The following is a 23,054-nucleotide window of genomic DNA, read 5'->3' as shown; positions in this document are numbered from 1 at the left end:
TTGCTCAATATGTTGGTACATTTAAAAAGTAGTCTTACGGGTTTAGATATTATTACTTCTTAACTATCATCACTACGCACAGAAGAGGGATGACGCAACAATGGCGTGACCTCAACCTTCATATACGGATAAAGGGGTAGCGACATCATGATATCGTGTAGCTCTTCGTTGCTGTCCACATCAAAGATACTAAAGTTGGAATACTCTCCAGCCAAACGCCAAATATGACGCCATTTGCCTTGCTCTTGTAGCTTTTGCGAGAGGGCTTTTTCAGTGGCTTTTAGTTCGTTAACCTTATCAGCATCCATATCTGTGGGTATTAAAACATCCATTCTCACGTGATATAACATTGCTATTTCCTTATTAATTGTTAGGGGCTGTATTTAAGATTCAGCAGTATATTTCTTTGACTCTGAAAGCTTGGGTAAGGCGATGCCACCCTGTTCAGCATAGTGATAAACCTTGTCTTTATCTACTTCGATACCAAGTCCAGGGCCTGTCGGAACAGTTAAGCCAAAGTTTTGATAATCCAGTGGCTGCGCTAGCACATCATCCGTCAGTAAGAGTGGGCCAAAGAGTTCTGTATCAAAATTTAAGCTAGGATAAGTCGAAAACACATGCGCCGATGCAGCGGTACCGATAGGACCTTCTAACATCGTACCACCATACAGCTCAATACCGGCTAGATGTGCCATTTGACCGATAAGACAAGCTGCTTTGAGTCCGCCTGCTTGATTGATCTTTACGGCAAAGACATCAGCACAATGATTGGCTGCTAAATGAAAAGCGTTCTGTGGATCATGGACAATTTCATCTGCCATAATAGCCACATCAAAGCGCTCTTTTAAACGTTTTAAACCCGCTTGATTGCGCATAGAGATAGGTTGTTCTATCAAATCAACACCGCCTGCTTGCAGTAGGCTAATACCTTGCATCGCGTCAAGCTCCGTCCATGCCTGATTGACATCGACGGTAATACGGCAATTAGGTAGGGCTTTCTTAATAGCCAATACATGCGCAACATCATCAAGGATAGCATTGCTACCGATTTTTAATTTAAAGATGCGGTGTTTCTTTTGCTCGACCATTTGCTTGGCCTCGCTGATATCAGTTGCGGTATTACCACTGGCCAATGTCCAAGCCACTTCAATGCGATCACGTACACGTCCACCGATGAGCTCGCTAACTGGTAGGTTTAGGCGCTTGCCTTCAATGTCGAGTAGGGCGGTTTCAATGGCACATTTTGCAAAGCGGTTGCCACTGATGTGCAGGCTGAGCAGTTGCATGGCTTTTGCCGTGCTCGCTGGCTGCTCTTTTAATAGGAGGGGAGTAAAGTAGGTGTCGATATTAGTCTTGATACTGTGAGGGCTTTCTTCAGCGTAGCTTAGACCACCGATAGTGGTTGCTTCGCCCCAGCCTTCATAGCCATCTTCTGTTTGAATATGCACTAAGACTAATACTTGCTCTCTCATGACCGTACAAGCGAGCTTATGCTCTCGAATAGTCGGTATCGGTACTAGCAAGGTGTTAATTGAGCGAATCATAGCTATCCTTAATTTATCAGTCGTACTTCCTTATGCTTAATAAGAACTATAGATGCTAAATAAAGACATGTCTAAGACCTATTAAGTTCATTTTTAATACCTTTTAGGTATTTTGTTGTTTAACCTTTATCATGTTATGTTCCCATAGGTATAAAGATTAGATATAAAGCTCATCCTCTATCATTAACTTCTAAAATGTTTATTTGAAACATATTTGTCGCCCAATCAAGGAAGAGAAAAAATGGAACTTAGGCATTTACGCTACTTTGTGGCAGTAGCAGAAGAAAAAAGTTTCAATAAGGCTGCCGAACGTTTATTTATTTCACAACCTCCACTTAGCCGGCAGATAAAGCAATTGGAAGAAGAGATAGGAGTGACGCTCATTGATAGAGAAAATCGCCCTTTAAAGCTTACTGAAGCGGGGGAGTTTTTTTATGATCATGCCATTCAGATATTGACAAAATCAGACAATCTGCGTGCTATGACAATGCGTAAAGGCAATTTTGATAGCTCGTTATCTATAGGTTTTGTATCGTCAATACTGTACGGCATATTGCCAAGAGTGATTGCACGCTTTCGCGAGATTTACCCAAATATAAATATTAAGTTATATGAGCTGAACTCTTGGCAGCAAACACAAGCGCTGACAGATGGCAAAATAGATGTGGGTTTTGGTCGGCTTTTATTTGAAGATGCCTCTATTAGGCGGTTGTTACTAAGAGAAGAAAGCTTGGTCGTCGCCGTTCCTTCTGGCCATCGTTTGGCACAAGAACGACAAGCTAGCGTTCGCCTAATGGATTTAACAAACGAAAATTTATTACTATATCCAACCGCGCCGCGTCCTAGTTTTATTGATTATGTGCTGGAGTTGTTTGAAGCGCGTAATTTAAAGGCGAATTATTTCACCGAAGTCCGTGAGTTACATATCGCTTTAGGTCTAGTAGCGGCAGGAGAAGGGCTGACGATCGTACCAAAGACGCTTGAGCATCTGCGTAGTCAGGAGGTAACTTATATCCCATTTGAAGATGGGCTGTTAACCTCACCGATTGTGATGAGTGTGAGGCACTTTGATAAATCAGAGCTATTAAAAACCTTATTAGCAGTGACTTACCAAATCTATGATGCTGAAGGCTTCAATTATAAACGTGAAGAGATATAAGAGTTAAGAATAGTTATTTCATGCTTTGCCCTAGCCGAATGGCAGCAGCAATATTGACCGCGGTAGTCTCAATATTTTTATAAGCATTGCTTAATACGTTATCAAGGGTGTCCAGCTTTTGGATACTAGGCATGACGACGTCAAATTGAGTGGTCTGAGCAGGATTTAAGCCGTCAACGCTACCGCAAATAGCGATCACGGGCTTGTGACTGGCTTTGGCAAGTTGACTGATACCGCCAGCGACTTTACCCATTAAGGTTTGTGCATCAAGCTTGCCTTCACCAGTAATCACCAAGTCAGCGCTAGCAATGTGCTCTTCTAGACTGACAGCCTCAGCGACGGTATCAAAGCCTGATTTAAGATTAGCAGCACAAAAGGTCGTCAATGCAAAGCCAAGACCGCCTGCTGCCCCTGCGCCTGCAATATTTTGGTAATCCTGATAGCCGTGCTGCCCAGATACCATCGCAAAGTGATTCAAGGCTTTATTTAACAGCGCCACTTGCTCGGGACTGGCACCTTTTTGTGGTCCATAGATAGCACTAGCTCCTGATGATCCGCATAATGGATTGGTCACATCACACGCCACTTCAAAGACTGTGTCTCGCAGCTTTGGATGAAGCTTTGCGCCTTCTATCTGTTTTAAGTTGGCAAGCTCACTTCCGCCTTGAGCTAAAGGCTTGCCTTCATCGTCATAAAAAATCATTCCTAAGGCCGTCAACATACCAAGACCAGCATCGTTAGTGGCACTACCGCCCAGACCGATAATGATACGTTTAACGCCTTCGTCCAAAGCATCTGCAATAAGCTCTCCGACACCGTAGCTACTCGTAATTAACGGGTTTCTTTCTTCACTCGTCAATAAATGCAGACCGCAGGCTTGAGCGATTTCAATCACGGCCGTCTCATTTTCTAGTAGCAGATACTTGGCATTAATTGGTCGCATCAATGGATCATTTACAATCGCGTTTTTCCAGCGTCCGCCTAGCACATAAGATAATACGGCTGATGTGCCTTCGCCGCCATCTGCCATGGGCAATAATGTATAGTCTGCATCAGGAAAAACCTGACTAAGCCCAGATTGGATTGCGCGACAAACCTCTAGCGCTTCTAAGCTTTCTTTAAACGAGTCAGGGGCGATTAATATTTTCATGAAGCTCTCTTATAATTATGCAGGTTTGGGTCGTGCAATTAGGCTAATCATATCATTATAAATTGGATAATCTGCTACCATAGTCTCCTGTTTCATTTATAACCTTTAGGATGCTTCCCTTGACCACATTTACACCGCCAACCATTGCCAATATAGAAAATAATGATCTACGTCAGCAGCTGCAACAGATTATAGATCTAAAGACCAAACCACTTGGCGCACTTGGGCGCTTAGAAACGCTGGCGCTGCAATTGGGCATGATTCAAGGGACGCTCACACCGCATATTCATCAGCCACAGATTCGAGTGTTTGCTGCTGACCATGGTTTAACTCAGCATGGAACCTCAGCCTATCCGAGTGCCGTCACCGCGCAAATGGTTTATAACTTCTTGCAGGGCGGCGCTGCTATCAATGTCTTGGCGCGTCAGCACAATATCGAGCTAAAAGTAGTCGACGCTGGGGTAGATACAGATTTCGAACCTCACCCGCAATTGCTCAATTATAAAGTTCGTCATGGTAGCCGAGACGCGCTAACAGAACCTTCCATGACCGAAGCGGAATGCTTGGCAGCGCTAAAGAACGGTATGAAAGTGGTTGAGAACTTAACGGGTAATTTGCTTATCGTCGGTGAGATGGGCATCGGCAACACTTCAGCGGCGAGTCTTTTGCTAGCGAGATTAGGTGATGTGCCGATTGCTGATTGTATTGGTCGTGGTACGGGGCTTGATGATGCAGGGCTACAGCATAAGACGGATATTTTAACGCAAGTATTGCAGCGTCATAGTGAGGCACAGTCTCCACTGGACGTGCTTGCTGCATTAGGCGGGCTTGAGATAGCCATGATGGCAGGTGCGCTGATTCAGGCCGCTAGTGAACGCCGTATTTTATTAATCGATGGCTTTATTGCCAGCAGTGCTTTACTGGTTGCGGAGCGATTAACGCCAGGTGTCGCTCAATACGCTATATTCGCCCATCATTCAGTTGAGCCGGGGCACGCGCATTTATTAAAACTATTAAATGCTGAGCCATTACTCAATATGGGTATGCGCTTGGGCGAGGGTAGCGGCGCGGCGCTTGCTTACCCGCTATTGCAGTCAGCTTGTGCCATTATCAATGAGATGGCAAGCTTTAGTGACGCGGGTATTAGTGAGCAAAACAGCTAATGTCACAGTTATCAAAAAAGCCATCAAAGCAATTATCAAAACAGTCATTAAATCAGCCAGAGCCGTCACAGCAGTCATCGCCTAAACTAAGTGTTGGGCAATTTATAAAGCATGAATGGATATTGTTACTGGTCGCTGTTCAGTTTTTGACCCGATTGCCAGTACCGCCATTCAAAAATTATAATCCGCAGTGGCTACACCAGAGCAGCCGTCATTTCCCCGCAGTCGGTTTGCTCGTTGGGTTACTTTGCGCTGGCGTGTTTTGGTTAGGCAGTGTCTTATTTACGCCCTTAGTTGCTGCAGTGCTGAGTACGGCTTTTGGGATAAAGCTCACGGGTGCTTTTCACGAAGATGGTCTTGCGGATAGCTGCGATGGTTTGGGCGGTGGTCTGACACGTGAGCGCACGCTCACTATCATGAAAGATTCACGCTTAGGAACATACGGCGTGTTAGGGTTGGTCTCTGCGCTATTGCTCAAGATTTCCTTATTAGCCGCCATGCCGTTATCGGTGGCTATCGTCGCGCTGATTATTGGCCATACTGCTTCGCGTTTGCTATGTATTAGCCTACTTGCTCTGCTGCCTTATGGCGGTGAGATAGAACATGCCAAGGCCAAACCCATGGCGCAACAGCTGACATCGTTACAAGGTTTGTTCAGTAGTGGTTGGTTGCTAGTGGCAGGAGTTTTAGTAATGGTCATATTTCCTAATGCCATACAGCAGATTAGCATCGGTCAGTGGTTATTAGCCTTGGTATTGGCTTTAGTTGCTACTGAATATATGCGACGCTTATTACGTAGGCGTCTGGATGGCTATACTGGCGATGGTTTAGGGGCGACACAACAGCTGAGTGAAGTTGCCATTTATGCAGGTTTGGCAGCGGCTATACCTTTTATCTAAGGCGTGGAAATAAAATAGGAAGACAAACATGGGAAACTATTATTAATGACTCTTTATGTCTGGCGTCATCCTAAACCCATTGCTGCTGAGGGTATCTGTATCGGTCAGACGGACATAGGAGTAGATAGACGTAAGTTAAAACGTCTTGCCAATCAGATCGAGCGCTTTGTGCGTCTGTACCAATTGCCTAAAGTCATTTGTGTAAGTCCATTACAACGCTCATTGAAAGTCGGACAGATACTGGCGCACCGTGGCTTTCAATGTCGAGTCGCACCTGAGCTTGCTGAGATTGATTTTGGCGAATGGGATAGTCGCCCTTGGGAGCAAATCGCTAAGCAAGAGATTGATGACTGGTGTGATAACTTTGCGCACTTTGCACCCAATAATGGGGAAAGTTTACAGCAGCTATTTGACCGTGTTGAGGGTTGGTTGAATAAGGTTTTGGCTGAACAAGAAAGTATACCAATACTAGCAATTGGTCATGCTGGCTGGATTAATGCTGCCAAGATGATTGATGCTGGGCAAAATGTACCGCAGATAGCGGCTGATTGGCCATCTTCAGTTGCTTATAGGGAGTGTAGTTGTTTGGAGCTTTCAGGAATCTAGCTATCGCTCATTTATTTCTAAACGGCATCACCAATAATCCCCATAATGAGGCGTTCTGTTTGGGTGATGGATATTCTTTTAAGCCAATATCTAGCTCATTATCAGGCTTCTGCGCAGCGCCTTTATAACTACCAAAAATCCAATCCCACCAAATGACGCTAAAACCATAGTTTGAGTTGGTCTCACTAACGCGTTGGCTGTGGTGAATACGGTGCAAAATCTGCGTCATCAGTATTAAGCGCGCAGGTTTTTCAACTGCGGGTGGCAGACGAATATTGGCATGGTTAAACATCGCTAAGCCATTTAGAGCAATCTCAAAAATCAGTACTGCAATGGCAGGGACGCCCAATAAGCTGACGGCAACGAGCTTCACTAAAATGCTTAAGACAATTTCAATAGGATGAAACCTAAGTCCTGTGCTGGCATCAACATGCGCATCAGCATGATGGACTTTATGCAAACGCCATAGGATAGGCACGCGATGGAATAATCGGTGCTGCCAGTAGATAATAATGTCGAGCAATATTAAGCTTAATATGATGACGACGATGCTTGGCAAACTGATAATATTAAATAGACCAATTCCATGCTGCTGATTATAAAGTGCTACAGCCGTTAGACCGATAGGCACCGCTAGGCGAGCAATAACGGATGACGCGAACACTAAGCCAAAGTTAGCGAACCAGCGTTTGCTGCTTTTGATGGGCGCTTTATGTGCAGGCATGCGCCATTCAATCAGCATCATAATCACTAAAATGCTCAAAAAGAACCCAAGCCGCCACCATACTTCGTTAGTCATTGCTTACCTCTTGAGGGTTTAAAACGGCAGGATATTGTGACCATTTTCTTTTATTTTGAACCGACTATGGCATCAGCCTCTAGCTGCTTGAGGGTATGATAGCCGCCATGGATACGGGTAAAAATCGTAATCGCGCAGGCCGTTGCAAAAATGCTAGCAAGTAATACAAAGTGCTGTGGCCAAATGCAAAAGGCAACAAATAGCGCGATGGTTTCGGTGCCTTCCGTCAAACCGTTTAAATAATAGAAGCTCTTATACTTAAACTGTGGTTTATCCAGTTTAAACTTTTCCGCCGCGATGGCAAACGCTAAAAAGCTTGAGCCTGTGCCGATAAAGGTGGCGAGCAATAAAGCGCCTGCAATGGCGTTTTGTGCAGGATTAGCCAAGATAAATCCCAGCGGCACTGCTGCATAAAATAAAAAGTCGAGAGTAATGTCTAAGTAGCCGCCTGCGCTTGAGCTTTGCTGTGCATAACGAGCTAGCGCGCCATCAAGACCATCAAAAATGCGATTCAACACAATCGCTGCAAGTGCGCCATACCAAAGCTCAAACGCCAGTAATGGTAAGGCTAACATGCCGATTACAAACCCCGCTACCGTGAGTTGATCAGCCGTGATGCCGCGTTTATGTAATACAACGACCACAGGGGCTAGTATCGGCTTAATCATGGGCGTAAGAAACTTGTCTAGCATGCGCTTGCTTTTTATATTTCGCTTTGGTGTTTAAGATTAGAGGTCTAGAACTACAAGTCTAAATGAATGACTTTACCCTTTGCGGCCTCAGCATCGCTATGATCATGCGTGACCATGATAGCGGGGAGTTTATGAGTGCGAATTTGCTCAAACACCAATTGCCGCGTATCTACTCTAAGTTGGGTATCGAGCTTACTAAAAGGCTCATCGAGTAGTATCGCTTTTGGCTTGCTGAGCAAGGTGCGAAGGAGCGCCACTCGTGCTTGTTGTCCGCCCGATAAATTATCAGGATGGCGATTTCCCATGCCTGCTAATCCCACTTGTGCCAGCGCCTGTTCTATTTTTTCACTACGCTGTTTTCTATCGCCCATTTTATTATTTTTAGGTATCGCAAAAGCAATATTACCCGCTACCGATAAATGCGAAAACAGTAGGGCGTCTTGATACAGTACTCCAATATGGCGCAGGTGCGTCGGCAGGTGGCTTACATTTTTATCATTTAGCCAGACCTCACCAGTAGCGGTAAAACCATTTGGTAAGGTACCTGTCAGCCAATTCAATAAGCTCGATTTACCACTGCCAGATGGGCCCATGACAGTCAATATTTCACCACCAGTAATTTGCTCATCTAGGCTGAGTAATAGCTTGCCTTCTCGATATAACTGTAAGTCTTTTATCTGTAAAGATGATTGCATCAAGAACCCTTTTTTGCGTTTTTAACGACTGAATTTTTAACGATTGGTATTTTCATAGTTGCAATAAAATAAAGAGAAATCGTTAGTATTGATGTGTGGCTGTATTAGAATTTTCTGGCTTGCTGTGCGTAAACCAGACAGAGGCTGCAAAAATTTAATACACCCACATAATTTCCCATTACTAGGGTGTGTTGAACATTGAGTATAAATTTCTGGCAAAAAAAATAGCGAACGGGTAATCTTTAAGTTCTCACACAAAAAAGATCTCGTTCGCTATGCCTCGTACTATGCTCAAAAATGAACACTGGACAAGACTAAGACCTATATTACTAGAACTTAATATCTATGACAAAGGAAATCTGAGACTGACCATTGAGGGCATCCTTTATCGTATGCGAACTGGCTGTCCTTGGCGCGATTTACCGGCTTACTTTGGAAAGCCCAATACTGTCTACAAGGCTTATCAACGCTGGTTTCGCAGTAATAAGCTCATTGGACTATTTGCTTTAGTTATCAGAGAGCCTGACCTTGAGTGGGTGTTTATAGATGGTACTCATATCAAGGCACATCAGCACAGTAGTGGTCGTCATGAAGCTGCTCAAGCCATTAGTAAGAGTGTCGCAGGACGTGCCACTAAAATTCATCTAGCGGTCGATGCTCATGGCAATCCGATTACCTTTATTCTGTCAGATGGCACAACCCACGATGTTAAAGTCGCATCTGACTTAGTAGATAAGGTTGATTTGAGCAAGACAGACGTTGTATGTGCAGATAAAGGCTATGACTCTGACACACTACGAGAGTATATTGAACAAACAGCAACTTGTAATAATATCCCTCGGAAACGAAACACCAAGTCCTCTAACGACCATATGGATTGGGACTTGTACAAAGCACGACATTTAGTAGAAAATGCTTTCGCTAAGCTAAAACAGTATAGAGCGGTTGCCACCAGATTTGATAAGCTAAGACAGAGTTATGAGAATACGGTCGCTCTTGCTTGTGCTTATATCTGGCTAAAATTATGAATGTTCAACACGCCCTAGTTACTTTTAAAATAAATTAATAGATGTTATTTCTAACGAGTGCCACTTTTAAAGAAATATTTTGGCAATATCCACGCCAATATAAACCCAACTAACGGTAACGCCATTTGGATGATGGCATACACCGCACTGGTGCGCCTACTGGCACCATTTGCGAGAGTCACAGCTTCTGTGGTGATGGTGGCGATACGTCCGCCACCTGCTAACAACGTCGGCAAGTATTGACCAAAGCTAATGGCTAGACCAAGGGCAATGGCAATTAACAGTGGCGCAAACAGTTGTGGTAATTTCACCTGCAAAAATACTTTGGCCGGGGTCGCACCAAGGCCTGCCGCTACATGAGAAAAACGCGGGTCTAGACGCCTGTAGCTGCTGGCAAGTGATAAAAACACATAGGGCAGCACGAAGAGCAGATGCGTAAAGGCCACATTAAAAAACGCCGTTTGATTATTCACCAACTGCTGTAGCCAAACCAAGCCAAATAAAAAGGCAATGCTGGGCACTAACAGCGGCAAGTAGATAATTAAACTGGTAAATTTTGAAATAGGATTTTTACTTAATTGTTCGGCTTCTAAACATAATAAAGTCAGCACAATGGCAAATACGGTGCTCACGATACCGATCGTAATGGTATTAAATAATGGCGTACTCATTTGCGTAAAGGCACTTTGAAAATGTAATAACACCAACTGCTCTGGCAATACTGCTGGAAAGCGCCAAAAACCAGCCACTGACCACATCACCAGACCAATGAGCGCCAGCAAAATAAAGCCAATCACTATAGTGGTCAACGCTGCGGTGATTTTTTGCCATAGTGCATCAGCATAGTTGCGCTTGCCATTTATCAACGTGCCATTAAAACAAGTTTTTATCGCTCTCTCAGCCCCAAGCCACAAGGCGATTAAACCACCCGTCAAAGCCAGCTGTAATAAAGCGCCCGCCGAGGCTTTTATACGTAGGTTTAAATCAACATCGTTAAACCATTGCATGATAGTGACCGCAAGCGTTGGCGGCGTGTTTGGACCCAGTATCAATGGCATCTCTACGCTGGCACTGGCATAAGCAAGCACGGCTAAGATAGGCAAACGTAAAAAAGGATAGAGGACAGGAAGTACGGCTTTAAAAAAGGCAGTGATGGGATAATAGCCGAGATTTAGCGCAACTTTATACTGCTGGCGTAATTTTTTACCAAGCTCTGGTTGTGCCAAAGCGCCTAATGTCATTAATAATAAAAACGGCAGCTCTTTCAATGTCAAACCCAAAATAATACTGATACCGTATGGGTCATGTGGAAACATACCGCCTGGTGCCAACTCCCAGCCGCTTAGCCAAGGTGAAATAAGGCGTGAAAACATACCAGAAGGCGCAATTAAAAAACCAACTGCAATGGCTGCCGCTGCATGAGGAATGACTAAGATTGGACTCAGCAAACGCTCAATACGGGTCAGCCAAACGCTATTAAAAAATGCTGCCAATATCATTAAGGTCATGACAAAAGCGAATAGCGTGCTGATTAATCCAGTGCCAATACTCAACGCTACCATTTGGGTAAGACCCGGCGTCTGCCAAAGATCGTTAAAGCCTTTTAGACTAACGGTCGTTTGCTCAAGTGCAGGCACCCAGCTAAAGGCAGGTAACAGCACGCTGAGTAAACCACCGAGTACGGGTAGTATCAGCAGTAGCAGTAAAAATTTCGGACTCAAAGATACAATGCTTGTAAATAGGTCTGTTTGATAAGGCGCTGCCATGCCAGTGCTTATTGCAGAATTGACATCTTTCCTTGCCGTTTTATTATTAGAATCTTCACTCATGGGCTGACCCCATAATGTGTCTGCCAGCCTTGCATAATGGCATCAACCCAGCTCGGATGTGGTTCATTCACGGTACGTTTTATAGCGTCAACAGGTAGGGCGCTCGGATGGGGTTTGTTAGTCTTGAATAATGCTTGTTGCTCAGGGTCAAGCGTAGATTGGACGAGTACGGTTTTATCACCCCATACAGCAGGTGTTTGTTTTTTTGCTTGTGCTTCTGGACTCATCAAAAAGTTTGCGACCAGCTGCGCGGCTTGTGGATGGCTGGCATTATAAGGAATGGCCACAAAATGGGTGTTACTTAAGCTGCCATCGCTCATTGCATAGCTACGAATGCTCTGGGGTAAATCATACCGCTGTACGGCCGCAGGAATTTCAGGCGCGGAAAAGCTAAATGCTAAACTAAGCTCGGTATCATCGACCAAACGCCGCATATGCGCGCCCGTTTGCACAAACTGCTCACCTTTACGCCAAAGGGCAGGGTGCAAATCATCTAAAAATTTCCATAGCGGGTCTAATACCATATCTGTATTTTGCTCAGTGGCTGGCAGGTTGAGCTGTGCTTTGGTATTTTCGCCTGTTTTAGCATCCTGCTTTTCGTGCAGCATGACTAAAGCGTATTTTAAAAAGCTCATTCCTAAAAAGTCAGGCGGCTTTGGATAACTAAAACGCCCAGGGTTTTGCGCTGTCCAATTGACTAGCTCATTCAGGGTGGTTGGTGGCTTATTCGTCGATAAGCTGTCGTAATAAAAGGTCAGCGAGGCTTGTCCCCATGGCGCTTCCATACCATCGGTTGGCACACCAAAATCAAAGTTAACGGCAGGATTATTCTCTGGATCGGTCAGCGCGAAGTTAGGCAGCTTGTTCGCCCATTGTTTCAGTAATAATGAATTCTCACTCATGGTGGCAAAGTTGGCGCCATTTATCCAGATGAGATCAACGCTACCTTCATCATTATTGTTGGCAGATTTTTCTGCAAGTACACGGCTAACGGCTTCACTGGTATTGCTCAATTTGACATGAACCAAATTGATATCATATTTATCATCCACTTCTTCGGCGGCCCACTGTAGATAGGCATTTATTTGCGGGTCACCGCCCCATGCATAAAAGTAAACGTCTTGGTTTTTACCTTGGGCTTCTATCTGCTGCCAAGATGATAAATTTTGATTAAGGTTACTGGTAGTGGGTGAGGCAGTGCTTGCTGATATACCAATACAAACGCTAAGCGCCATAGCATAGGCGCTATAGCGGCTTAGATTTTTTAACATTGTCAAAGCTGGTAAAGATTTAATAACGTACATTTATGTTCTCGTTATAACCTGTATTAAATGTCATTCAATCATAGATTCTGAAGCGTGTTGTTGGTACAAATTTTCTTCGCTTGCTGTGTGACTTCGTCACTCCAGAGGCTTGAAAAAAATTATCCCAACAGCACTTATTTCTAAAAAAATCGATCGTCTAAAAGACGATGAAATTAATGAATTGCAACAGCATCGAGTTTCACTGGAAGGCTAATTAACCTCGACGCCATGTTTGATATTTCTCAAGCCAGTTTAATACCGTTTCAGGTGCATGATTGCGTTTCCATTCACCAGCCGCGTATTTATTACCCTCCGCCCACGTTGGATACATATGAATGGTGCCGAGTATTTTATTCAGCCCTAAGCCATGTTTCATTGCTAATATAAATTCCGGCATTAAATCACCAGCATGCTCAGCGACGATGGTCACGCCGAGTATTTTATCTTTACCTTTTGGCGTAATTACTTTGATAAAGCCATCGTTGGCGCTTTCCGTCACCGCACGATCTAAGTCTTTAAAGTCGTAGCGGGTAACCTCAAAGTCGATACCTTTTTCGATAGCTTCTTGCTCATTTAAGCCCACGCGTGCGACTTCTGGATCAATAAAAGTCGTCCACGGAATCACGCGGTAATCTACTTTAAACTTCTTTAGATGTCCAAACAAACCATTTACGGCTGCGTACCATGCCTGATGAGAGGCCACGTGAGTAAATTGATAAGGGCCAACGACATCACCAGCAGCGTAAATATTAGGGTAGAGCGTTTCTAGATAGTCATCAGTCTCGATGGTACGTTCAGTTTCAATCCCTAATGTTTCTAAGCCGTAGCCTTCTAAGCGCGCACTGCGTCCAACGGCACAAAGCAATTCGTCATATTCAATAGCGATTTCTTGCTTATCTGTACCGCTTTTTTTAACTGTACTGTCGCCTTGCGGTTCAACGATAATGAACTTTTTACCATCGCGAGCTTCACAACGAATCGCTTGATGCGAGGTTAAGACATTTACGCCACTCTCGACGAGTACTTGCTGTGCAAATTCAGAGACTTCCACGTCTTCTTTTTTCATAAGACGCGCGCCTCTTTCGATTTGGGTCACATTGGAGCCTAAGCGTGCAAAAGCTTGCGCCAGCTCAGAGCCGATAGGCCCACCACCAAGGACGACCAGCTTTTTCGGCGCTTCATCAAGCTCAGTAAACTTGTTCCATATGGTATCGCTGGTCACATAGCCGGTTTCTTCCAAGCCTGGCAAGTCTGGTACAAAGGGGCGCGCGCCAGTAGCGATAACAATGGAACGTGCGGTTAGTGTTTGCGTGCCGCCATCGTTTAGCGCAATCTCTACCGTCCATGGGTCGATAAATTTAGCGTAGCCTTTTAACACTTCGACACCCAAGTCCGTATAACGCTCGACGCTGTCATTTGGCGCGATATCAGCGATGACTTTATGGATGCGTATCATAACGTTTTTGAATGAAAACTCTGGTGGTGTGTTTTCCAAACCATAACGCTCACCATTGCGCATCTGTTCTGCGACTTTCGCGCTTTTAATCAAAGCTTTGCTGGGTACACAGCCATAGTTTAAGCAGTCGCCACCCATCTCACCCGCTTCGATTAATGTTACTTTTGCTCGGACGGTCGCCGCGATATAGCTGGTGACTAGCCCGCCAGCACCAGCGCCAATCACAATCATATTACGGTCGAATTTTTTAGGTTTGCTATAGTTTTTATAGACGCGGCGCTTTTTTAGCATATTTAATATCCCTTTTGCTATTAATGGGAAGAAACCTAACAACGCAAATGAGACAATCAAATTAAACGATAAAATCCCTGACAAACTGTCAATTTGCGCCAGTTGCGTACCGGCATTAACGAATACAAAAGTACCCGCGAGCATACCAACTTGGCTTACCCAGTAGAATGTCCTCGCTTTAATCGCGGTGACGCCCATGAGTAAATTAATCAAAAAGAACGGAAATATCGGCACTAAGCGCAGGGTAAATAAGTAAAACCCGCCTTCTTTTTCAACGCCAGCATCAATGGCTGCTAAGCGTTCAGGAAAACGCTGCTTAATCGTATCACGCAGTAAATAACGTGAGGTTAAAAACGCTAGTGTCGCACCAATACTAGAGGCAAACGAGGCAACCAATAAGCCTTGCCATAAGCCAAATAGCGCCCCAGCTGCCAAGGTCAAAATAGCAGCTCCCGGTAAGGATAGAGCGGTGACGACCACATAAAGTAAAAAGAACCCACCGATAATCAATAGCGGTGATTGCGCTTTGTAGTCGTTAAATTGCGCCATCGACCCTTTTAAGCCGTCAAGCGTCAATAATTGATTTAGGTCAAAATAAAAAAAGCTTGCCGCTAATATCAATATTAACAGTATTAAAAATATTCTTTTAATCATGAAATGTCCGGCTAAATAGTGGGGCAAAGGTTAAAAATCACAGTGATTTTTTTGGTTGAGCATCTTCATTGTTTTAATAGCAGCAGCCATTCCATTGAATGGTTCGAATGGTCTATTAGTTTATCTACTATAAAATAGCTAACTTATCAGTATTAACAGTATATAGCCTGTGTTCTGCTGACTGGCATTTTTATTACCATTATCAAAATGAGGATAGGCTTTAGTCTAACAGTAGGCACGATCTAATAAGCCCTATCGAGTAAGCCCTATTCAATAGGCACTATCTGATTTTGCGTAAAAGAGGTTCTTTTGCCTAATGTTAACGTGTCCCAATCTCGCATTAAGAATAACGCGACACAGGCAGCCAACATAGGCCACGCGGCAAAAAACAGTAAGTTATCAAAAGGCGTTAGGTAGAGACCAAAGGTTGCAAAAGTAGAGGCTGCGTGTAGCAATAAAATGATGCCGTATGTCCACTTTTTGAACAAACCTGCCACAAACAAAAAGATGAGTATAATTTGCAAGCTACCAACAATGTAAACAATGCTGGTGCCTAAATTTTCTAGTGCATAAAATTTAGCAAACACACTTGCAGCATGTTCAGGGTTTACAAATTTGTCGAGTGTCCAAAAGAAGAACACAATGAAGATACCAAGTCGAAGCAATAATAGTGAAAGTGGTAAATGTTTTGGCATAACTTTTTGCATAAGTTTTCGCTTTTGAAAAGTTTTAAAAATGGGTTCAAAAAATTAATGAATGAAATGAGTATCGATACTTTTTATCATTATAAAATAAACATAAAGAAAAATATTTACTATATTGAGTGATTGCTCAAAAATGAATACAATATTGCTGCTAGATGCTATAAAGAAACTTATTGTAGTTGTTCTTGAATGATTGTTCAAGTTCGTATTGTCTTGTATATTATGGTTACAAGAATTCGTTACACTCTTTCAATAAATCAGCAATGCTAGCTTAAAGGTGATTGTTTTATATACAATCGACGTTGTATATGATTAGCTTTTTGAGCAGCACATATCGTAATGGGAAATGTTTTTCCTAAATGTTTTCAGAAGAATGCATTTTTAAGTAGGAGCGGGTAGAAGAAATAGACAAATAAAAAAGGCTGAGTCAATGCTCAACCTTTTTATCAAAATAGCTTTGTTAAAGACTTTTTAAATGATTAGTTCTTTAATACTTCAACCATCGCATTAGCAACATAGTCGATATTACTACTGTTTAAGCCCGCGACGCACATACGTGAGTTAGATACCATATAGATACCCAATTTGCTTTGTAGCTGCTCAACTTGTTCAGGGGTTAATCCTGTAAAGCTAAACATGCCGTTTTGAGCAGTTAGGTAGTCAAAGCTACGACCAGGGACTTTAGCTTCTAGCACAGATTTTAGCTTCATGCGCATAGCTTTGATACGATCACGCATCGTATAAACTTCGCCAACCCATTGCTCGTGCAAGGCTTCATCATTCATAACAATATCGACGACGCGTCCGCCATGTGATGGTGGGCTTGAGTAGATACGACGTACCGTAGAGGTCAGCTGACCGAATACACGCTCAGTCTCATCGGTAGTTGGGCAAACGACTGATAGGCCGCCGACACGCTCACCGTATAGTGATAGGTTTTTGGAGAATGAGTTGCTCACAAACAATGGCAGACCCATATCGACCGCTTTACGAATAGGATAAGCGTCGCTGTCCATGTCTTCGCCAAAACCTTGATAAGCGATATCCATAAACGGAATCAGCTCGCGCTCTTGAACAACGTTTAATACTTTATCCCACTGCTCTTTAGTCAAATCCACACCCGTTGGGTTATGACAGCAAGGGTGTAATAACAGCACATCATCTTTATTCAACGTTTCAAAAAACGCAATCATCTCATCAAATTTGATGCCGCCAGTGGCCTTATCGTAGTACGGGTATTTGCCAACTTCGACATCAGACCCTTCAAAAATAGCAATGTGATTGCCCCATGTAGGGTCACTCACGTAGCATTTAGATTGCGGGAACCATTGATTGATGAACTCAGCGCCTACTTTCAACGCGCCAGAGCCACCAATAGTGGCAATAGTCGCAACCAGACCGTCTTTCAATACTTGAGCATCTTTGCCAAATAACAGTTCTTGACAGCCTTTACGGTGTCCAGGCAACCCTGCCATTGGTAGGTATGGACGAGGAGAAATTGGGTCTGCAATGCGCTGTTCAGCAGTTTTTACACACTCAAGTACTGGCATTTTGCCGTCTTCGTCGTAATAAACACCCACGCCCAAATTCACTTTATCGGGATTGCTATCTTCTGCAAACTTGTCCATCAAACCTAAGATTGGATCACCAGCATAATAGTCGATACGTTCAAACATTTTTTTTCCTTACTAGAATAGAAACAAAGCCGCCAAAAAGCATAAACTAGATTGGCTATTAACTCAACGAGAGATTCATCGATATTGATTAATTAACTGATTAGATGAGCTATTTGATAATCCAAATGCTTTTTAAGCTGATTAGACTATTAATAACCATTTAGAATATAGCATTTAAGAACAGCTATAGAATAGTACCTACTTACTCTAGCTACTCTGCAAGTCGTTGAAGTGAGAGGCAAAATAAGTCTGCAAAAACTGTTTAAAGGCAATGCTGGCAGGCGACAGTGCTCTTGAGGAGCGTTGATAAATAAAGAATCTACGCATCTTAACAGGCTGTGCGAGCGACCGCATTTGTAAGCCATTGGCACTCACCCAATCAATGACCTCAGGCATATAAGGCAGACATAAGGTAATACCGAAGCCTTGGCGCGTCATCTCAAGCGCTGTGGACATAAAGTTCACTTTGTAGCGCGCTTGCTGGATATGAGTGGCAACGGTCTCATCCAGCTCAGCGGTCACTTGCTCAATAAAAGGCCCTTGTAAGGTAATGAGCGGGATATCTATCAAATCCTGCCACGTTACCTCAGTTTTTTGAGCCAGCGCATGGTTATCTGGCATCACTACACAAAACGGCAACTCATATAACAAATCAGCGCTAATGTCGTCTTCACTTTCCATAAAACCAAGCTCGGTACCAACGCCCAAATCTACTTCGATATCCTGAATGTGTTGCAGGACGTTTTCTGCAGAGCAATCTAACAAAGACACGCTGATATCAGGATAGTCTTTTGAAAATTGGGCGATGACTGCAGGCATGGAGGAGGCGGCAAACTGCGATACTGCTAGTCGCACTTGACCTTGCGCTAAGCTCATCAGACTGCTCGCTTCGTTTTCAAATAACTGCATCTCATTAAGCACTCGGCGAGCTTGTGGCAATAAATGTCTGCCTACTACCGACAAAGATAGCTGGCGGGTGGTACGGTCAAATAAGACAATACCAAGACTTGACTCCAATTCTTTTATCAGTCCACTGACGGCAGATTGGGTTAAATGCATCTGGTCGCTAGCACGGGTAAAGCTACCGTTGTCAGCGACTTTGATAAAAGCGGTCAATTGGCGAATGCTGATATTCATAAGTAAACCTGATAAATAAATCAAAAAATACGATTAGTCTTATAAATCAAGCTAATCTAAGATGAATACATCGTCAACAATATTTATTGTTATATACAACTTTTTACACTGATTTATACCACCAATTGAAATTAAGGATGATTACAATGGCAGATTTATTCGAAAACCCAATAGGATTGCAAGGGTTTGATTTTGTTGAATTCGCCTCGCCTGAACCGAAAGCGGTAGAAGCACTTTTTGAGCAGCTTGGTTTTACCCATGTTGCCAATCACCGATCAAAAGATGTCTCTTTATACCGTCAAGGTGACATCAACCTCATATTGAACCGTGAACCAAAAAGCCAAGCCAGCTACTTTGTGGAAGAGCATGGAGCAGGGGCCTGTAGCATGGGCTTTCGTGTTAAAGATTCCAAAAAAGCCTACGAGCTTGCGATTGAAAACGGCGCACAGCCAGTAGAGGTGCCGACAGGGGTAATGGAGCTGAGACTTCCTGCTATTAAAGGTATCGGCGGCTCATTGATTTATCTGATTGACCGTTTTAAAGACGGTGAATCTATCTATGATGTCGACTTTGAGTTCTTCCCAGATGTAGATAAGTATCCTGTTGGACATGGCTTCAAAGTTATTGACCATCTTACCCATAACGTCTACCGTGGTCGCATGGCTTACTGGGCAAACTTCTATGAGCGCATCTTTAACTTCCGTGAAATTCGCTATTTCGATATCAAAGGCGAATACACTGGGCTGACCAGTAAAGCCATGACCGCGCCTGATGGCAAAATCCGTATTCCTTTAAATGAAGAATCTAAGCAGGGCGGCGGACAAATCGAAGAGTATCTAATGAGCTTCAATGGTGAAGGCATTCAACATATTGCTTTAGCCAGTGATGACTTATTGGCCAGTATCGATAAACTAAAAGAGGCGGGTATACCGCTCATGACAGCGCCAACCGCTGCTTATTACGAAATGCTGAGTGAGCGCTTACCAAATCATGGCGAAAACGTCTCTGAATTGCAGACTCGTGGCATCTTATTAGATGGCACCACGGAAGGCGGCACACCGCGTCTGCTATTACAAATTTTCTCTGAAACTATCTTAGGTAGCCCCGTATTTTTTGAATTCATCCAACGTAAAGGCGATTACGATGAAGGCTTTGGTGAAGGTAACTTTAAAGCGCTATTCGAATCAATAGAGCGCGATCAAGTGCGACGCGGCGCTATCGGACAATCTGAAACAGAGACAGAAACAGAGTAAATTTATTAATAAGTTAAACAAACATGGCAGGACAAAAAGGAATTTGTCTTGTTATTATTAATACTATAATAATTGATATAGTAAATCTGAAATACTGGTCCAAATAGAATGGACTAATGGCAAAAGGAATACCGGCATGGAACGCCAAAGCAAACAACCTTATCTTTCGCATCAACCTGATGCCAATGGTCATATTCATTATAGTGATAATGAGAATGCCATGTGGCAAGCGCTTCTTGAGCGTCAAGCCAAGCAAATACCCAATCGTGCCTGCTCGGCATATCTAGATGGGCTCAAAAAGCTAAATCTACCGCCAGATCGTATTCCGCAATTACATGATATCGATGAAGTGCTGCAAGCGACCACAGGTTGGCAAACAGCTGCGGTGCCAGCTTTAATTAGCTTTGGTAAATTCTTTAAGCTGTTGGCCAATAAATCCTTCCCCGTTGCGACCTTTATCCGACGCTTTGATGATATGGACTACATCGAAGAGCCGGATATCTTTCACGAGATTGTTGGACATTGTCCGCTGCTGACTCATCCTGCCTTTGCTACCTTTAATGAGACTTATGGCAAGCTTGGTCTTAATGCCAGTAAAGAAGAAAGGTTATTTTTAGCACGGCTGTATTGGTTTACTATTGAGTTTGGTTTGGTCGGGCAAACGAGGGATACTCGCCGAATTTATGGCGGTGGCATCTTAAGCTCACCATCTGAAACTATTTATGCACTCAATGATGAGGTTCAAAATCAATCGCACGATCAATCAAATCATCAATCACATCATCAACCTGAACACCGAGCCTTCGATTTGCTAGATGTGTTACGAACCCCTTATCGAATTGACCATATTCAGCCTATCTATTATGTCATTGATAATTTAGATACGCTGTTTGACATCGTGAATAGCGACATCATGGGGGTGGTCAAGCAAGCGATGTCACTCGGAATGTTTGAGCCAACCTATAAAGTTGAAACCAGTTGATTGCTTAATCAATTGACTGTTTAATCAACTGATCATTAAAGCAAGTGATAGCTTAATTAAGAACACTTAAACATTGGCTGCTTAAATAGACAATCACGTCAACATGGACGTACATTTAATGAAAACTCAATAGTTAAAATAAAAGGAATTTACTATGACTGAGCATCTACAAACCCTATCTCAAGCCAGCTGCGAAGCCTGCCGTGTCGGCGCGCCAAAAGTTGACGATACTGAGGCACGCGAGCTGTTACAACAACTTCCTGATTGGTCGCTTATCGAAGTCGACGGCATCAATCAATTACAACGTCAATATAAGTTTAAAAACTTCGTCACAGCGATGGCATTTGCTAATCGGCTTGCAGATATCGCGGAAGAGGAAGGGCATCATCCCGGCATATTGGTAGAGTGGGGCAAAGCGACAGTGACATGGTGGTCGCACAGCATCAAAGGTCTGCATCGCAATGATTTTATCATGGCAGCAAAGACGGATGGTCTATTCAGTAAGTAATGAGGGTGGCAATAATCAAAGCAACTCATTAAACTTACTACACTTAAAGCCAACCCTAAACCAAATTCAACTGGTTATCTAAGGATGTGTGATGCCTCCAAAAATACTAACCCAGTTCTCACCCAAACTGGCATTTATTATTGCTACCACTGTCATCGCCATTATGGGTGTCACCATGATTGGCCTTGGCTGGGTGCCACATTTATCATTGATACTCGCTATCTGCGTGTTATTGGCTATCGGTCTATTTAAGGGCCTTAGCTTTAATGATATGCAAGCGCAAATGGCCTCTGGAGTGATGAGCGGTATCGGTGCGATTTACTTATTCTTCTTTATTGGCTTGATGGTTGCCGCTCTGATGATGTCGGGAGCTATACCGACACTGATGTATTTTGGCTTTGAGCTGATATCACCAGAGTTTTATTACATATCAGCCTTTGTACTTACTTCGATCATTGGTATTGCATTGGGCAGTAGTTTGACTACTGCGGCAACGTTAGGCGTGGCATTTATTGGTATGAGTAATGCGTTTGATGCCAATGTCGCTATCGCTGCTGGCGCTGTCGTATCGGGTGCGTTTTTTGGTGATAAGATGTCGCCATTATCTGATACTTGTACTATTGCTTCATCGGTCGTGGGTATTGATTTATTTGAGCATATTCGCAATATGATGTACACCACGGTGCCTGCGTGGATACTGACTGTCATACTTTTTTGGTTCTTCTCTGGACAGACTGTTAGTGGTGACTTGAGTCAGGTGACTGTCTTGCAAGGACAGCTGATCGCAAGTGGCTTGGTACATAGTTATGCAGTATTGCCGTTTGTGGTACTTGTTGGACTGGCTGTATTTCGGGTCAACGCCATCTATACTATTATCTGTACCATTATTACCGCATTGATTGTTACCTACTTGCATAGTTCGCCAAGCTTTGGACAATTGGGCGGGTACTTCTTTGCAGGTTATGCACCCGCTGAATCGCTAGATCTTGGGGAAGTAGGCGGTATGCTCTCGCGTGGCGGTGTACAAAGCATGTTCTTTACTCAAATGATTGTGATATTGGCACTTAGTCTTGGTGGATTGCTGAGCGCTTTAGGTATCTTGCCAGCGTTGCTATCAGGGATAAGAGATACTCTAACCAGTCCAGGACGCGCAATATTTGCAACTGCCATGTCAGCACTGAGCATTAACGTCCTTATCGGTGAGCAGTATTTGAGTATCCTACTGTCAGGCACGGCGTTTCGTCCGATATTTGAGCGCTTAAACTTACACCCAAAAAACCTATCTCGTACTATTGAAGATGCAGGGACGGTAATCAATCCGCTCGTACCTTGGAGTGTGTGCGGGGTGTTTATTAGTCAAGCCTTAGGCGTACCAGTACTGGATTATCTGCCTTATGCGTTCTTCTGTTATCTATCGCTATTACTTACGATACTATTTGGCTTTACAGGACTGACAATTAGTCGTAAAGATGGAACTAAAGTATCAGCCCGATAGTTAGGTTAGATTTTAGTCACGATTCTATAT

At 43.5% G+C, this 23,054-nt stretch carries 21 protein-coding genes; 9 read left to right on the top strand and 12 right to left on the bottom strand.

Annotated features, from left to right (window positions below; all coding sequences use genetic code 11):
* Positions 1 to 59 precede the first annotated feature (59 nt).
* Both catC and ACTQ9S_RS04880 read right to left on the bottom strand, forming a co-directional pair.
* Positions 60 to 350: a muconolactone Delta-isomerase gene (gene catC / locus ACTQ9S_RS04885; protein ID WP_068035072.1), complete on the bottom strand. Its 291-nt coding sequence runs from the start codon at positions 348 to 350 to the stop codon at positions 60 to 62.
* Between the two features lie 33 nt (positions 351 to 383).
* Positions 384 to 1,544 carry a muconate/chloromuconate family cycloisomerase gene (locus ACTQ9S_RS04880; protein ID WP_350655767.1) on the bottom strand — a complete coding sequence of 387 codons (1,161 nt, stop codon included), beginning with the start codon at positions 1,542 to 1,544 and terminating at the stop codon, positions 384 to 386.
* A gap of 241 nt (positions 1,545 to 1,785) precedes the next feature.
* Here ACTQ9S_RS04880 and ACTQ9S_RS04875 point away from each other — a divergent pair, with 241 nt between their 5' ends.
* Positions 1,786 to 2,703, top strand: coding sequence for a LysR family transcriptional regulator (locus tag ACTQ9S_RS04875; protein WP_440454113.1), 918 nt, complete (start codon positions 1,786 to 1,788; stop codon positions 2,701 to 2,703).
* A 13-nt stretch (positions 2,704 to 2,716) separates the two neighbouring features.
* Here the strand turns inward: ACTQ9S_RS04875 and ACTQ9S_RS04870 are convergent, their stop codons facing one another.
* Positions 2,717 to 3,853 carry a glycerate kinase gene (locus ACTQ9S_RS04870; RefSeq protein WP_440454112.1) on the bottom strand — a complete coding sequence of 379 codons (1,137 nt, stop codon included), beginning with the start codon at positions 3,851 to 3,853 and terminating at the stop codon, positions 2,717 to 2,719.
* Between the two features lie 110 nt (positions 3,854 to 3,963).
* Between ACTQ9S_RS04870 and cobT the strand changes: the two genes are divergently transcribed.
* The 3 genes from cobT to ACTQ9S_RS04855 are packed head-to-tail and all read left to right on the top strand — an operon-like array spanning position 3,964 to position 6,521.
* Positions 3,964 to 5,016 (top strand): nicotinate-nucleotide--dimethylbenzimidazole phosphoribosyltransferase, encoded by a 1,053-nt coding sequence (gene cobT / locus ACTQ9S_RS04865; RefSeq protein ID WP_440454110.1) that lies wholly within the window; start codon positions 3,964 to 3,966, stop codon positions 5,014 to 5,016.
* Positions 5,016 to 5,915, top strand: coding sequence for an adenosylcobinamide-GDP ribazoletransferase (cobS, locus tag ACTQ9S_RS04860; RefSeq protein WP_440454108.1), 900 nt, complete (start codon positions 5,016 to 5,018; stop codon positions 5,913 to 5,915). Before cobT ends, cobS begins: the two co-directional genes overlap by 1 nt.
* Positions 5,916 to 5,960: 45 nt before the next feature.
* Positions 5,961 to 6,521, top strand: coding sequence for a histidine phosphatase family protein (locus ACTQ9S_RS04855; protein ID WP_440454106.1), 561 nt, complete (start codon positions 5,961 to 5,963; stop codon positions 6,519 to 6,521).
* Positions 6,522 to 6,528: 7 nt separating this feature from the next.
* On the opposite strand, the gene ACTQ9S_RS04850 is transcribed toward ACTQ9S_RS04855, so the two are convergent.
* From ACTQ9S_RS04850 to ACTQ9S_RS04840, 3 genes are read right to left on the bottom strand one after another with little or no spacing between them, the layout of a single operon-like run.
* Positions 6,529 to 7,320 (bottom strand): sterol desaturase family protein, encoded by a 792-nt coding sequence (locus ACTQ9S_RS04850; RefSeq protein ID WP_440454104.1) that lies wholly within the window; start codon positions 7,318 to 7,320, stop codon positions 6,529 to 6,531.
* Between the two features lie 50 nt (positions 7,321 to 7,370).
* The gene (locus ACTQ9S_RS04845) at positions 7,371 to 8,012 is read right to left on the bottom strand and encodes a CDP-alcohol phosphatidyltransferase family protein (protein ID WP_440454102.1); all 642 of its coding nucleotides are present in this window, start codon (positions 8,010 to 8,012) and stop codon (positions 7,371 to 7,373) included.
* Between the two features lie 50 nt (positions 8,013 to 8,062).
* Positions 8,063 to 8,707 (bottom strand): ATP-binding cassette domain-containing protein, encoded by a 645-nt coding sequence (locus tag ACTQ9S_RS04840; protein ID WP_440454100.1) that lies wholly within the window; start codon positions 8,705 to 8,707, stop codon positions 8,063 to 8,065.
* 275 nt (positions 8,708 to 8,982) lie between these two features.
* Between ACTQ9S_RS04840 and ACTQ9S_RS04835 the strand changes: the two genes are divergently transcribed.
* The gene (locus tag ACTQ9S_RS04835) at positions 8,983 to 9,735 is read left to right on the top strand and encodes an IS5 family transposase (RefSeq protein WP_440453480.1); all 753 of its coding nucleotides are present in this window, start codon (positions 8,983 to 8,985) and stop codon (positions 9,733 to 9,735) included.
* A 50-nt stretch (positions 9,736 to 9,785) separates the two neighbouring features.
* Here ACTQ9S_RS04835 and ACTQ9S_RS04830 read toward each other — a convergent pair whose 3' ends face one another.
* From ACTQ9S_RS04830 to ACTQ9S_RS04805, 6 genes are all read right to left on the bottom strand, one after another.
* The gene (locus ACTQ9S_RS04830) at positions 9,786 to 11,564 is read right to left on the bottom strand and encodes an ABC transporter permease (protein ID WP_440454099.1); all 1,779 of its coding nucleotides are present in this window, start codon (positions 11,562 to 11,564) and stop codon (positions 9,786 to 9,788) included.
* Entirely contained in the window at positions 11,561 to 12,868 is a 1,308-nt protein-coding gene (locus tag ACTQ9S_RS04825; protein ID WP_440454097.1) for an ABC transporter substrate-binding protein, read from the bottom strand. Before ACTQ9S_RS04825 ends, ACTQ9S_RS04830 begins: the two co-directional genes overlap by 4 nt.
* Before the next feature lie 214 nt (positions 12,869 to 13,082).
* Positions 13,083 to 15,269 carry an FAD-dependent oxidoreductase gene (locus ACTQ9S_RS04820; RefSeq protein WP_440454095.1) on the bottom strand — a complete coding sequence of 729 codons (2,187 nt, stop codon included), beginning with the start codon at positions 15,267 to 15,269 and terminating at the stop codon, positions 13,083 to 13,085.
* A gap of 266 nt (positions 15,270 to 15,535) precedes the next feature.
* Complete coding sequence (locus ACTQ9S_RS04815; RefSeq protein WP_440454093.1) at positions 15,536 to 15,976, bottom strand: hypothetical protein; 441 nt, start codon at positions 15,974 to 15,976, stop codon at positions 15,536 to 15,538.
* Between the two features lie 476 nt (positions 15,977 to 16,452).
* Positions 16,453 to 17,649, bottom strand: coding sequence for an amino acid aminotransferase (locus tag ACTQ9S_RS04810; protein ID WP_440454091.1), 1,197 nt, complete (start codon positions 17,647 to 17,649; stop codon positions 16,453 to 16,455).
* A gap of 207 nt (positions 17,650 to 17,856) precedes the next feature.
* On the bottom strand, positions 17,857 to 18,786 hold the full coding sequence (locus ACTQ9S_RS04805; RefSeq protein ID WP_068035100.1) for a LysR family transcriptional regulator: 930 nt from the start codon (positions 18,784 to 18,786) through the stop codon (positions 17,857 to 17,859).
* A 146-nt stretch (positions 18,787 to 18,932) separates the two neighbouring features.
* Here ACTQ9S_RS04805 and hppD point away from each other — a divergent pair, with 146 nt between their 5' ends.
* The 4 genes from hppD to nhaC all read left to right on the top strand — a co-directional run bounded on the left by hppD (position 18,933) and on the right by nhaC (position 23,024).
* Entirely contained in the window at positions 18,933 to 20,039 is a 1,107-nt protein-coding gene (hppD, locus tag ACTQ9S_RS04800) for a 4-hydroxyphenylpyruvate dioxygenase (RefSeq protein ID WP_068326892.1), read from the top strand.
* A gap of 136 nt (positions 20,040 to 20,175) precedes the next feature.
* Entirely contained in the window at positions 20,176 to 21,021 is an 846-nt protein-coding gene (gene phhA, locus ACTQ9S_RS04795; RefSeq protein WP_068326895.1) for a phenylalanine 4-monooxygenase, read from the top strand.
* A 154-nt stretch (positions 21,022 to 21,175) separates the two neighbouring features.
* Positions 21,176 to 21,529: a 4a-hydroxytetrahydrobiopterin dehydratase gene (locus ACTQ9S_RS04790; protein WP_350655753.1), complete on the top strand. Its 354-nt coding sequence runs from the start codon at positions 21,176 to 21,178 to the stop codon at positions 21,527 to 21,529.
* 91 nt (positions 21,530 to 21,620) lie between these two features.
* Entirely contained in the window at positions 21,621 to 23,024 is a 1,404-nt protein-coding gene (gene nhaC, locus ACTQ9S_RS04785; protein ID WP_068326901.1) for a Na+/H+ antiporter NhaC, read from the top strand.
* Positions 23,025 to 23,054: the final 30 nt, after the last annotated feature.

The organism is Psychrobacter sp. ASPA161_9 (assembly GCF_051970275.1).
Lineage (GTDB): Bacteria > Pseudomonadota > Gammaproteobacteria > Pseudomonadales > Moraxellaceae > Psychrobacter.
The sequence above is the reverse complement of the archived record's forward strand: the minus strand, read 5'-3'. Positions and strand labels throughout refer to the sequence as shown.